General features: G+C 62.6%; 10 protein-coding genes and 1 pseudogene. 7 read left to right on the top strand and 4 right to left on the bottom strand.

Going from position 1 to position 12,292, the window contains the following annotated elements; translation table 11 throughout:
- A partial coding sequence (gene cysC, locus EN893_RS04805) for an adenylyl-sulfate kinase (protein ID WP_128361430.1) occupies positions 1-843 on the top strand: 843 nt, incomplete at its 5' end.
- A 10-nt stretch (positions 844-853) separates the two neighbouring features.
- The gene (cysQ, locus tag EN893_RS04800) at positions 854-1,642 is read left to right on the top strand and encodes a 3'(2'),5'-bisphosphate nucleotidase CysQ (protein WP_164748814.1); all 789 of its coding nucleotides are present in this window, start codon (positions 854-856) and stop codon (positions 1,640-1,642) included.
- A 15-nt stretch (positions 1,643-1,657) separates the two neighbouring features.
- On the opposite strand, the gene EN893_RS04795 is transcribed toward cysQ, so the two are convergent.
- The 4 genes from EN893_RS04795 to EN893_RS04780 all read right to left on the bottom strand — a co-directional run bounded on the left by EN893_RS04795 (position 1,658) and on the right by EN893_RS04780 (position 5,641).
- Positions 1,658-2,800, bottom strand: a complete 1,143-nt coding sequence (locus tag EN893_RS04795; protein WP_127270003.1) for a DegT/DnrJ/EryC1/StrS aminotransferase family protein — start codon at positions 2,798-2,800, stop codon at positions 1,658-1,660.
- Between the two features lie 248 nt (positions 2,801-3,048).
- On the bottom strand, positions 3,049-3,972 hold the full coding sequence (locus EN893_RS04790) for a carbohydrate kinase (protein ID WP_127270001.1): 924 nt from the start codon (positions 3,970-3,972) through the stop codon (positions 3,049-3,051).
- Positions 3,969-4,415, bottom strand: a complete 447-nt coding sequence (locus EN893_RS04785; protein ID WP_023808513.1) for an RbsD/FucU domain-containing protein — start codon at positions 4,413-4,415, stop codon at positions 3,969-3,971. The genes EN893_RS04790 and EN893_RS04785 overlap by 4 nt, the downstream gene beginning before the upstream one ends.
- On the bottom strand, positions 4,415-5,641 hold the full coding sequence (locus EN893_RS04780; protein WP_128361429.1) for an ROK family protein: 1,227 nt from the start codon (positions 5,639-5,641) through the stop codon (positions 4,415-4,417). The genes EN893_RS04785 and EN893_RS04780 overlap by 1 nt, the downstream gene beginning before the upstream one ends.
- Before the next feature lie 227 nt (positions 5,642-5,868).
- Between EN893_RS04780 and EN893_RS04775 the strand changes: the two genes are divergently transcribed.
- The 5 genes and pseudogenes from EN893_RS04775 to EN893_RS04755 form a co-directional block, all read left to right on the top strand.
- Entirely contained in the window at positions 5,869-6,885 is a 1,017-nt protein-coding gene (locus tag EN893_RS04775; RefSeq protein WP_164748812.1) for a sugar ABC transporter substrate-binding protein, read from the top strand.
- A 159-nt stretch (positions 6,886-7,044) separates the two neighbouring features.
- Positions 7,045-8,106, top strand: coding sequence for an ABC transporter permease (locus EN893_RS04770; protein WP_127269995.1), 1,062 nt, complete (start codon positions 7,045-7,047; stop codon positions 8,104-8,106).
- 2 nt (positions 8,107-8,108) lie between these two features.
- Positions 8,109-8,891: an ATP-binding cassette domain-containing protein gene (locus tag EN893_RS04765; protein ID WP_164900718.1), complete on the top strand. Its 783-nt coding sequence runs from the start codon at positions 8,109-8,111 to the stop codon at positions 8,889-8,891.
- A 233-nt stretch (positions 8,892-9,124) separates the two neighbouring features.
- Positions 9,125-11,593 carry a glycogen/starch/alpha-glucan phosphorylase gene (locus tag EN893_RS04760; RefSeq protein WP_127269993.1) on the top strand — a complete coding sequence of 823 codons (2,469 nt, stop codon included), beginning with the start codon at positions 9,125-9,127 and terminating at the stop codon, positions 11,591-11,593.
- Between the two features lie 107 nt (positions 11,594-11,700).
- Positions 11,701-12,292, top strand: a pseudogene (locus tag EN893_RS04755) (1,4-alpha-glucan branching enzyme); the annotation flags it as partial.

Genomic DNA, 12,292 nt, shown 5'->3' with positions numbered 1-12,292 from the left:
ACCGTCACCGACCTGAAATATCGGATCAACGTCAATGACTTTGCCCATGAAGCGGCAAAGTCGCTCGAAATGAACGAAGTCGGCATCTGCAACATTTCGACGCGGACGCCGATCGCCTTTGATCCCTTCGCCGAAAACCGCACCACCGGCGCCTTCATCCTGATCGACCGCATCTCCAACGCCACGGTCGGCGCCGGCATGATCCTGCACTCGTTGCGCCGCGCCGAAAACATCCATTGGCAGTCGCTCGATGTCGGCAAGCGCGTGCGCGCCGACATGAAGAACCAGCGGCCCGCCGTGTTCTGGTTCACCGGGCTGTCGGGTTCCGGCAAGTCGACCATCGCCAACCTGTTCGAAAAGAAGCTGTTCGCCACCGGCCGCCACACTTATATCCTGGACGGCGACAACGTCCGTCACGGTCTCAACCGCGATCTTGGTTTCACCGACGCCGATCGCGTCGAGAACATCCGCCGCGTCGCCGAAGTGGCGCGTTTGATGGCCGATGCCGGGTTGATCGTCATTGTTTCGTTCATTTCGCCCTTCAGCGCCGAGCGGCGCATGGCACGTGAATTGATGGCCGACGGAGAATTCGTCGAGGTGTTCGTCGATACGCCTTTCGAGGAATGCGCCAGGCGTGATCCGAAGGGCCTCTATGCGCGCGCGCTGAATGGCGAGATCAAGAATTTCACCGGCGTCGATTCCCCTTATGAAGCGCCGGAAACCCCGGAGGTCCATCTGCGGACACTCGGCAAGTCGGCCGAAGAGATGGTCGACGCCCTGGAACACTGGCTGAACGAGCGCGACATTGCCGAAGACCAATACGATAGCGGCGGCGGCATCTGACGACAGGCTGATGCTTGAAATCTTCGAGCGCTTGGCCTTGTCGGCCGGGCGCGAGGTGATGCGCGTGTTCCACGCCGGCTGTGCGGTTGACCGTAAGTCCGACGCCTCGCCGGTGACCGAGGCGGACCGCGAGAGCGAAAAGATCATACTCGCCGGACTGCGTGCCGCATTTCCCGATATCCCCTGCGTGGCCGAGGAAGAAGCTTCCGCCGGCATCGTGCCGCCCGATCTGGACGGGGCTTTTTTTCTGATCGATCCGCTCGATGGGACCAAGGAGTTCGTTAACCGCCGCACCGATTTCACGGTCAACATAGCGCTGGTTCGCGATGGCGTGCCGGAAGTCGGCGTCGTCTTTGCGCCCTGCACGGGCCGCTTCTTTTCCGGCCTGCCGGGCAGGGCGGAATCACTCGAAATCGATGGCGATTACCAGATCGTCGGCCGCCGGCCGATCGCGGCGAGAACGGCCGCGACGCCGCTGGCCGTCGTCGCCAGTCGGTCTCACAACACACCGGAAACCGAGGCCTATATTCGCGACCTCGGTGCCGCCGAAATCGTTTCGGTCGGTTCGTCCTTGAAGTTCTGCCTTCTCGCCAGCGCCGAGGCTGATGTCTATCCGCGCTTCGGCCGCACCATGGAATGGGACACAGCGGCGGGCGACGCCATCCTGCGCGCCGCCGGCGGCATGACGCGCACGCTCGACGGCCAACCTCTGGTCTATGGCAAGCGCAGGCAAAGCGACGACGAGGATTTTGCCAATCCGCATTTCATTGCCAGCGGCAGGGCGGCGGGCCCCGGCTGAGAAAGGCTCGGCAGCTTACTCTGCCGCGGCCTGCGCCGAATTCGAGCCGATATAGTTGCGGATCGTCTCGATGATGCGGTCCTGGTCGGCTTCGCTGAGATAAGGGTGCATGGGCAGGCACAGGATCCGCTTCGGCAGGTCTTCCGATACGGCAAGGCCGGTCGGCGTGCGCGGGTAGTCGCGATAAGCGACCTGGGCATGCAGCGGCTTCACGTAGTAAATGACAGACGGAATGCCCTTTTCGCCGAGATGCGCCCTCAGCCCGTCGCGCTTGGGCGTCTCGATCGCGTATTGCGCCCAGGCCGAACGGCTGCCGTCCAGATTGCGCGCCGCAGTGACGATATCGCCAAGCCCTTCGGCATAGCGCTTTGCCACCACCTGCCGGGCGACCATCTCGTCTTCCAGGATAGCCAGCTTCTCGATCAGGATCGCCGCCTGGATCGTGTCGAGTCGCGAATTGATGCCGACGCGGACATTGTCGTACTGCGTCTCGCCCTTGCCATGGAAGGCGAAGGAGCGAAGCTGCTCGGCCAGCGCATCGTCATTGGTGAACATCGCGCCGCCGTCGCCGTAGCAGCCAAGCGGCTTGGCCGGATAGAAGCTGGTCGATCCGACATGGCCGAAAGCACCGCACATCTTGCCGTCGAGCGAACCGCCCATCGACTGGGCGGCATCCTCGATCACCATCAGCCCTTCGCGGTTGGCGATCGCCATGATCGCCTCGTAATCGGCGGCTAGGCCAAACAGATCGACAGGAATGATAGCCTTCGGCTTCAGCCTTCCTTCCTTCTTGATCATGGCGATGGCCGCTTCGAGGCTGGCAATGTCGATGTTGTAGCTATGCGGGTCGACATCGACGAACACCGGCTCGGCCTTGGCCAGTGCCACCACTTCGGCGGTGGCGGCGAAAGTGAAGCTCGGCACGAACACCGCGTCACCCGGGCCGATGCCGGCCGCAAACAGTGGCAACAGCAGCGCGTCGGTGCCGTTGGCGCAGGCCACGACATGCTTGGTGCCGATATAGGCGGCAAGCTTATTCTCGAATTCGGTGACTTGCGGGCCAAGAATATAACGGCCTTCGTCGACGACACGGTCGATCGCGGCCTTCAGCCGGTCGCGGATTTGTTCGCGCTGCGCGCCAAGATCGATGAACTGCATGTCGGCCTCAAAACGGGTTAGCCAGATAATCGGCCGCTGGTACCAGAGTTGCGCTTGCCGAGAAAGCCGGGCAGGCGGAGCCCTAAATTGCCCAAGTGTCGCAGTCCGTTACCAGTATTTCCCGGCGAATGTCAGTCAGATGCCGGAAATCCGGGCTTCGTCGGGCACCATCCCGCCCTTATAGCCCTGTAAAGAGCCCCTGCGAAACATAAAGTGATCGATTGGGCTCAACTTATGTTGAGCGTTGCTCAGGCGATTTCATGTCGCCAGGGTGGATTGGCGCCGGCCCGCGACACGGTCACTGCCGCCGCCTTCGCACCGAGCGCCAGCGCCTTGTGGATGGCGTCTTTCGACAAGCGGGAAATCGCCGCCTTGGTCAGCAGGCCCTGCTCATGCAAGGAGGCGAGGATGCCGGCGTTGAAGGTATCGCCGGCGCCGACCGTGTCGACCACCTCGACCTTTTCCGGCATGACGGTGACGGCATGTTCCCTGGTATAGCCGACGGCGCCTTCGCTGCCATGGGTGACGACGATCAGCTTCGGGCCTCGATCCAGCCAGTTGCGGATGACATCCTCGTGCGAGCCGGCTTCGCCGAACCAGGTCAGGTCTTCGTCCGACAATTTCACGATATCGGCCATCGCCATCATCGCGCGAATGCGCCTGAGGTGCTTGGCCTTGTCCGGTATGAAGTTCGGCCGGATGTTGGGATCGAGCATCATCACTCGACTTTCATGCTCGCGCCGCATGAACTCCTCATAGGCACTGCCGGCGGGCTCCGAAATCAGGCTGATGGCACCGAACAGCATGGCTTCGATCTCGCTGCCAAGCTGCGGCAGGTCGTCGACGGTCAGCATGCGGCCGGCGGTGTTCTCGTCATAAAAAGTGTAGGTCGCCTGGCCGTTGGTGAGCTTGACGAAGGCCAGCGTCGTTGGCCGTGGTGAGGTGTGCGCATAGGTGGAGCTGACCTTGCTTGCCCCCAGCGCATCCCGGAACTGGCCGCCGAACAGATCCGACGACAGGCCTGAAAAGAAGCCTGCCGGCGCGCCGAGCCGGCCAAGCGCGATCGCCGTGTTGAACACCGCGCCGCCGACATAAGGCGCAAAGGCCGGCTCACCCGCTGTCGTCGTGCGCGGCAGCATGTCGATCAGGGCTTCGCCGCAGCAGAGGATCATGGCTTCCTGGTCTCCGGCGGATGGATCACGCCCTTGCGTATGATGATGTTGGCGTAGAGCCGCGGCTCGCTTGTCGCGACGATGGCATGCGCCGATTTGACCCGTGCATAGAAGTCGGCGCCGGCTAGCGCAACCACCTTGCGGCCTGGCGCCCGTTTGGCGCAGATCGCCTCGATCTCATGATGGACGGGATCGGCAAGCGAGGGATCGCCCTTGACCGAGGCGCGAAACAGCGCCTCCGGCACGGCGTCATCGACAGGCAGCACACTCAATATCGCGTCGAGTACGGGGATAAGAGGGTGACCATCGGCGCGCACCAGCCGGGTTGCCTGCTGTTCCGCCGGATAGTTTCCGTCGACAAGGGCGATTTCGTCGCCATGACCCATGCCGCGCAGGATCGCCAGAAGCTCCGGACCGAGCAGCGCCGGAATTCCGATCAGCATCAGGCGCTCCTGGAAATCGTCGTCGAGCCGATCAGGAAGCGTTCGGAAAGTGGCAGGCTGGCGCCGCCGAGCGCCCGGGCATGGATGCCGACGGTTCCCTCGCGAATGGCGGGCAGCTTCAAGCCTTCGCCATCGATCGTGGCGATTGCCGCGATGATGGCGTCGACCAGCCGGCGGCGCACCGCCTTCGGCATCCAGCCGTCGATCACCGCCGCTTCGAAATCGATGATCGAGGATGCGGCGACGATGGCGTAGGCGAGCGCCCTTGAGGCGCTGGCGATCCAGTCGTCAAGCTCGGGTCCGATCTCGCCCCAATCTTCCGGCGAGGTCCACAGATGCGAGGCTTCGGTGCCGCGCGCATTGCGCGCCTTTTCGAGCATGGCGATGGAAGCGACATCGATCAGTTGGGTCGGCTTGCCGTCCGGCCCGGGCACCGGCATGGAGCCGAGCGCTCCGGCATTGCCGGTCGGGCCGCCAAAAAGCCGGCCGTTCAGCACAATGCCGCCGCCGGCAAAGGCGCCGATATAAAAATAGACGAAGTCGCGCGCAGCGCCCGCCTGGCCGAAGACGAGCTCGGCGCCGCAGGCCGACGTGGCATCGTTCTGCAAATAGACCGGAAAATCGCATTGCGCCTGGATGTCGGCCCGGATGTCGCGGTGACGCCATTCGTCCATCACGTCGCGGGGGGCGCCGGCGGTATCGGCCCAGTTCCACAATTCGAACGGCATGGCGATGCCGAGCCCGGCGATGCGCTTGTCTTGCGCGGGCGTCAGCGCACCGCGCATCTGCCGCATGCCGTTGCTGACGAAGTCCACCGTCTCGCGCGGCGCCGGGTAGCGATAGGAATGCTGCAGCATCGAACGGACATGGCCAAGGAAATCTATCAACACCAGTTCGGCGCTGCGGCGGCCGATCTTCAGCCCAATGAAGAAAGCGCCTTCGGGATTGAGCGCCATCGGAATGGAAGGCTGGCCGATCTTGCCGCGCAACGGCGCCTGGCGCAGCAGGAGGCTTTCTTCCTCCAACTCGCGCATGATGACCGAAACCGTCTGCGCCGAAAGGCCGGTCATGCGGGCGATGTCGGATTTTGCCAGGCTGCCGTGCTGGCGCACCAGCGACAGCACCAACCGCTCATTGTGGTCGCGCATGCCGCTCTGGTTGGTGCCGCGGTGAATGAGACTGTCATTCACCTCGGGCGAACCGTGCCTCGCAATGGCCGTTTCCACCCTGTTCCTCCCGTCGTTTCCCCTCAATGCTTTTGGGCCAGAATGGGTGAACGAAGCAAGGCTGTCAATAATAAATAAGAGTGATTTAATTATTGACAGAGGCTTCGTGCTGGTGTCTGTTGAGGCAGCGTCCACGCTGGGAGAATTTCGTTGGACGCGCTGCAGGTGCCGGTTGGCCGGCATCCGGATGGATCCACTGGGAGGAAATCGTGACCAATACAAAACTGTTGAAATCGACCGTGTTTGCCGCCGCGGCTCTGGGGCTGATGGCGTTTGCGTCGTCCGCATCCGCGGCTGGTGTCGGTGCCTGCCTGATCACCAAGACCGACACCAATCCCTTCTTCGTCAAGATGAAGGAAGGCGCGACCGCGAAGGCCAAGGAACTCGGCGTCGACCTCAAGACCTATGCCGGCAAGATCGACGGCGACAGCGAGAGCCAGGTCGCGGCCATCGAGAGCTGCATCGCCGACGGCGCCAAGGGTATCCTGATCACTGCATCCGACACCAAGGGCATCGTGCCGACCGTGAAGAAGGCGCGTGACGCCGGCCTGCTGGTGATCGCGCTCGACACGCCGCTCGATCCGATCGACGCCGCCGACGCGACCTTTGCGACGGACAATCTCGAAGCCGGCAAGCTGATCGGTGCCTGGGCAGCCGCCACGCTCGGCGACAAGGCCAAGGACGCCAAGATCGGCTTCCTCGACCTGACGCCTTCGCAGCCGACTGTCGACGTGCTGCGTGATCAGGGCTTCATGATGGGCTACGGCATCGACGTGAAGGATCCCAACAAGATCGGCGATGAGGACGATCCCCGCATCGTCGGCCACGACGTCACCAACGGCAACGAAGAGGGCGGCCGCAAGGCGATGGAGAACCTCCTGCAGAAGGACAACACCATCAACGTCATCCACACCATCAACGAGCCTGCCGCTGTCGGCGCCTACCAGGCGCTCAAGGCTGTCGGCCTCGAAAGCCAGGTGTTGATCGTTTCCGTCGACGGCGGCTGCCCCGGCGTGAAGTCGGTGGCCGAAGGTGTCATCGGCGCGACGTCGCAGCAATATCCGTTGCAGATGGCAGCACTCGGCATCGAGGCGATCGCTGCTTTCGCCAAGGACGGAACCAAGCCGAAGCCGACCGAAGGCAAGGACTTCTTCGATACCGGCGTCAACCTGGTGACCGACAAGCCGGCCACCGGCGTGAAGTCCATCGACACCAAGGAAGGCCTCGCCAAATGCTGGGGCTGATGCCGGTCTGACAGGCATCTACCGAACCTGGGCGGCTGGGGCTTGATCCCCGGCCGCTTCGGGTGGACGATGGCTCGCGTGACCGCGAACAATCCCGGCGACAGACCGGAAAGGCGTGGACTGGCGTCGGCGTTTGGCTGAAGCCTTCGGGGAGAAAACATGGCTCAAGCTCAGGAATTCGAGAAAGTTCTTTCGAGCAGCGACACAAGCGTTGCCGCTTTCGACGAGCACAAATCGGCCGTCAAGCGCATCCAGCATTTCCTGCATTCGACGCCGGCCGCAGTGCCGCTGATCGTCCTGGTTCTGGCGATCATCGTTTTCGGCATCACCATCGGTGGGCGGTTCTTTTCGTCCTACACGCTGACGCTTATCCTGCAGCAGATCGCCATTATCGGCATTCTGGGTGCTGCGCAGACGCTGGTCATCCTGACCGCGGGCATCGACCTGTCGATTGGCGTGATCATGGTGATTTCAGCGGTGATCATGGGCAATTGCGCGGTCAGCTACGGTATGCCGAGCGCGCTCGCCGTGGCGATCGGGCTTGCCGCCGGCGCGGCATGCGGGCTGCTCAACGGCGTGCTCGTCGCCTACATGAAGCTGCCGCCCTTCATCGTGACGCTTGGCACCTGGAACATCGTCATGGCCACGAACTTCATCTATTCGGCCAACGAGACGATCCGCGACACCGACGTCGACACCCAGGCGCCGCTCCTGCATCTCTTTGCCATCAGCTTCAAGGTCGGCACGGCGGTGCTGACGCTCGGCGTCATTGCCACGGTCGTGCTCGTGATGATCCTCTGGTACGTGCTCAATCACACGGCATGGGGTCGCCATGTCTACGCCGTTGGCGATGATCAGGAGGCGGCGAAGCTGTCGGGCATCCAGACCAAGAAGGTGCTGATGACGGTCTACACCCTTGCCGGGCTGATCGCCGCTTTCGCTGCCTGGGTCTCTATCGGTCGCAACGGCTCGATCTCGCCGTCGGCTGCCGTCACCGACTACAATCTCCAGGCGATCACCGCGACGGTGATCGGCGGTATTTCCCTGTTCGGCGGACGCGGCTCGATCCTGGGCACGCTGTTCGGCGCGATGATCGTCGGCGTCGTCTCCATGGGCCTCAACATGCTGGGCGCCGATCCGCAATGGAAGGTGCTGCTCACCGGTGTGCTGATCATCGGCGCCGTGGCGGTCGACCAATGGATCAGAAAGGTTTCGGCATGACCATGACCCAGGAACCCATTCTCACCGCGCGTGGCCTAGTCAAGCGCTACGGCCGCGTCACCGCCCTCGACAACGCCGACTTCGACCTCTACCCCGGCGAAATCCTTGCTGTCATCGGTGACAATGGCGCCGGCAAATCGTCGCTCATCAAGGCGATTTCCGGCGCTGCCGCGCCCGATGAAGGCGAGATCCGGCTCGAAGGAAAACCCGTCTCCTTCAAATCGCCGATGGAGGCCCGCGAAGCCGGCATCGAGACCGTCTACCAGAACCTGGCGCTGTCGCCGGCGCTGTCGAGCGCCGACAACATGTTCCTTGGCCGCGAAATCCGTAAACCGGGTTTTCTGGGCGATTGGCTTCGCATGCTCGATCGCCCGGCGATGGAAAAGCGCGCCCGCGACAAGCTTACCGAACTTGGCCTGATGACCATCCAGAACATCAGCCAGGCTGTGGAGACGCTCTCGGGCGGCCAAAGGCAGGGCGTTGCCGTGGCGCGTGCGGCCGCCTTTGGCAGTCGTGTGGTGATCATGGACGAGCCGACAGCCGCCCTTGGCGTCAAGGAAAGCCGCCGCGTGCTCGAGCTGATCCTCGACGTCAAGAAGCGCGGCCTCCCGATCGTGCTGATCTCGCACAACATGCCGCATGTCTTCGAAGTGGCCGATCGCATTCACATCCATCGGCTGGGCCGTCGCCTCGCCGTCATCGACCCCAAGCAATATACGATGTCCGACGCCGTCGCCTTCATGACAGGAGCCAAGGCCCCGCCGGAGGCGGCGCTGGCGGCTTGATACATGTCGCCCAAGTGGCTGGCGCATGGCGACACGGCAAGCACGGAACAGGGATTTGAAGCGCGGCGCGCGGGCCGTCTTGGCGCGTCACACTTCAGAATTGCCAAATTGCCGCAGGGGGCAAGCCGGATCGAACCTGTTTAAATCGATTGAATAGTTGGCGGTATCAGCTAGCATGGGCTGGGAGGAGCGATGAAAGCCGGTATGATCATGGCAACCGCACGAGAGGCATCATGACGAGCGCGATGACATCCGAACCCCTTCCGCCACTGCTCGAAAATCCTGACCCAAAGACGCTCGCACGTGAAGTCTTGGTTGCCCTCAAATACAGGGTCGGCAAGGACACCACCGTTGCGACCCAGTACGACTGGCTAACCGCCTCGATCAAGGTCGTGCGCGACCGGATCGTCGATCACTGGATGCAGGCGACGAGAGAGGCTTACGACCAGAAGGAAAAGCGCGTCTATTATCTGTCGCTGGAATTCCTCATCGGCCGCCTGATGCGCGATGCTTTCTCCAATCTGGGCCTGATGGACAACATGCGCGAGGCGCTGTCGTCGTTGGGTGTCGACCTCGACTTGATTGCAGCACTCGAGCCCGATGCGGCGCTCGGCAATGGCGGTCTCGGGCGGCTCGCGGCCTGCTTCATGGAAAGCATGGCGACCGTCGACATTCCCGCGCATGGCTACGGCATTCGCTATGCCAATGGCATGTTCCGGCAGGAGATTCACGACGGCTGGCAGGTCGAACTGCCAGAGACCTGGCTTGATCACGGTAACCCGTGGGAATTCGAACGTCGCGAACGCTCCTTCGAGGTTGGTTTCGGCGGTTCGGTGGAATCGATCACCTCCAAGGACGGCCGCCTCGAACGCCATGTCTGGAAGCCGACCGAGCATGTGCTGGCCGTCGCCTATGACACGCCCGTCGTCGGCTGGCGGGCCAATCGCGTCAACACGCTGCGGCTCTGGTCGGGCATGCCGATCGATCCGATCCTGCTCGACAAATTCAATGCCGGCGACCACATCGGCGCGCTCGCCGAAAGCAACAAGGCCGATGCCTTGTCGCGCGTGCTCTATCCCGCCGATTCCCACAAGGCCGGGCAGGAACTGCGGCTCCGGCAGGAGTATTTCTTCTCCACCGCCTCGCTGCAGGACATCGTGCAGCGTCATCTGAGCCAATATGGCGACCTGAAGTCGCTGCCCGACAAGGCTGCGATCCACCTGAACGACACCCATCCGGCCATCGCCGTGCCGGAGTTGATGCGCCTGTTGATGGACGTCCACGGCATGGACTTCGACCAGGCCTGGGATATCACCCAGCGCACCTTCGGCTACACCAACCACACACTGCTGCCCGAGGCGCTGGAAAGCTGGCCGGTGCCGCTGTTCGAGCGGCTTTTGCCGCGCCACATGCAGATTGTCTATGCCATCAACGCTGAAGTGCTTCTGGAGGCGCGTGCTTCCAACCAGTTCTCGGACGAGCAGATTGGCCGCATCTCGCTGATCCAGGAAAATGGCGATCGCCGGGTGCGCATGGGCAATCTGGCCTTTGTCGGCTCGCATTCCATCAACGGCGTTTCGGCTCTTCACACCGACCTGATGAAGGAGACGGTGTTCGCCGACCTGCACAAGCTCTATCCCGATCGCATCAACAACAAGACCAACGGCATCACGCCGCGGCGCTGGCTGATCCAATGCAATCCCGGACTGACGTCGCTCGCCCGCGAGGCGATCGGCGACCGTTTTCTCGATGACATCGACGCCATCAAGGATCTCGACGGTTTCGCCGGCGATGCCGCCTTTCGCGACAAGTTCGCCGCCGTCAAGCGCGCCAACAAGGCGCGATTGGCCAACCTCGTCGCCGACCGGCTCGGCATCAAGGTCGATCCTTCGGCGCTTTTCGACATCCAGATCAAACGCATCCACGAATACAAGCGCCAGCTTCTGAACATTCTCGAGGCGATCGCGCTCTATGACCAGATCCGCTCGCACCCCGAGCGCGACTGGATGCCGCGCGTGAAATTCTTCGGCGGCAAGGCGGCGCCCAGCTACCACAATGCCAAGCTGATCATCAAACTCGCCAACGATGTCGCAAAAGTCATCAACCGCGATCCGGCCGTGCGCGGTCTGCTTAAGGTGGTGTTCCTGCCGAATTACAATGTCAGCCTGGCCGAGATCATGATGCCGGCTGCCGACCTTTCCGAGCAGATCTCGACCGCCGGCATGGAAGCGTCGGGCACCGGCAACATGAAGTTCGCGCTCAACGGCGCGCTGACCATCGGCACGCTCGACGGTGCCAATGTCGAGATCAAGGAATGCGTCGGCGACGACAACATCTTCATCTTCGGCCTGACCACCGCCGAGGTCGCCGAGCGGCGCAACAACGGTTACGACCCTCGCGCCGTCATCGAGGGATCATCTGAGCTGGCGCAAGCGGTCGCTGCCGTCTCGTCGGGCGTCTTCTCGCCGGACGATCCGGAGCGTTACCGCGACCTCGTCAACGGCCTCTACAACAGCGACTGGTTCATGGTCGCCGCCGATTTCGATGCCTATGCCACCGCCCAGCGCGAGGTCGATGCGGTCTGGCGCAACAGTCCCGACTGGTACGCCAGGGCAATCCGCAATGTGGCGCGTGTCGGCTGGTTCTCCTCCGATCGCACGATCCGCCAATATGCGAAAGAAATCTGGAACGTGCCTGCCTGATGTGATTGCATGAGGCCGCAAACAATGTGGTCCCGGTGGTGTGAACTTGAAAGTCGGATCACACCACTAGAAACAAACACTCGGTGCCTGGGGAGGGACACTGCCTGATGAAGAAGCCGCGCGCGACCGCTGCGACAAGCGGGCCGGACGGACTGGCGGCAGCCAGCGATGTTGCGGCGATTGTTGCCGGCACGCATGGCGATCCGTTTGCCGTTCTCGGTGTTCAGGAGGCTGGGAAGGGTTTTGTGGCCCGCTGCTTTGTTCCGAATGCCGAATTCGTCACTGCCTATACGCTGACCGGCATCATCGCGGGTGAATTGTCCAGGCGCGACGATGGCGGCTTTTTCGAAGGCAAGCTCTCGATCAAGAAGCGGCAGCCGCTTCGCTATCACGCGCGCAATGCCGGCGGCGACTGGTGGCTGACCGATCCCTATTCGTTCGGTCCGGTGCTCGGGCCGATGGACGACTACTACATCGCCGAGGGATCGCATCTCAGGCTGTTCGACAAGCTCGGCGCCCATGTCATCGAGCACGAAGGCGCCACGGGCGTGCATTTCGCCGTCTGGGCTCCCAATGCGCGGCGTGTCTCTGTGGTCGGCGATTTCAACGAATGGGACGGCCGCCGGCACTCGATGCGGGATCGCCGCGACACCGGCATCTGGGAGGTGTTCATTCCCGATATCGGTGCCGGCCGGCCCT

The sequence above is a fragment of the Mesorhizobium sp. M7A.F.Ca.CA.004.04.2.1 genome (genome assembly GCF_004022825.1).
Classification (GTDB): domain Bacteria; phylum Pseudomonadota; class Alphaproteobacteria; order Rhizobiales; family Rhizobiaceae; genus Mesorhizobium.
The sequence above is the reverse complement of the archived record's forward strand: the minus strand, read 5'-3'. Positions and strand labels throughout refer to the sequence as shown.

Coding starts and splice junctions, on each gene's coding strand:
- cysQ (WP_164748814.1), top strand. CDS start 854: ATGCTTGAAATCTTCGAGCGCTTGGCCTTGTCGGCCGGGCGCGAGGTG.
- EN893_RS04765 (WP_164900718.1), top strand. CDS start 8,109: ATGACCCAGGAACCCATTCTCACCGCGCGTGGCCTAGTCAAGCGCTAC.
- EN893_RS04795 (WP_127270003.1), bottom strand. CDS start 2,800: ATGCAGTTCATCGATCTTGGCGCGCAGCGCGAACAAATCCGCGACCGG.
- EN893_RS04760 (WP_127269993.1), top strand. CDS start 9,125: ATGACGAGCGCGATGACATCCGAACCCCTTCCGCCACTGCTCGAAAAT.
- EN893_RS04785 (WP_023808513.1), bottom strand. CDS start 4,415: ATGCTGATCGGAATTCCGGCGCTGCTCGGTCCGGAGCTTCTGGCGATC.
- EN893_RS04770 (WP_127269995.1), top strand. CDS start 7,045: ATGGCTCAAGCTCAGGAATTCGAGAAAGTTCTTTCGAGCAGCGACACA.
- EN893_RS04790 (WP_127270001.1), bottom strand. CDS start 3,972: ATGATCCTCTGCTGCGGCGAAGCCCTGATCGACATGCTGCCGCGCACG.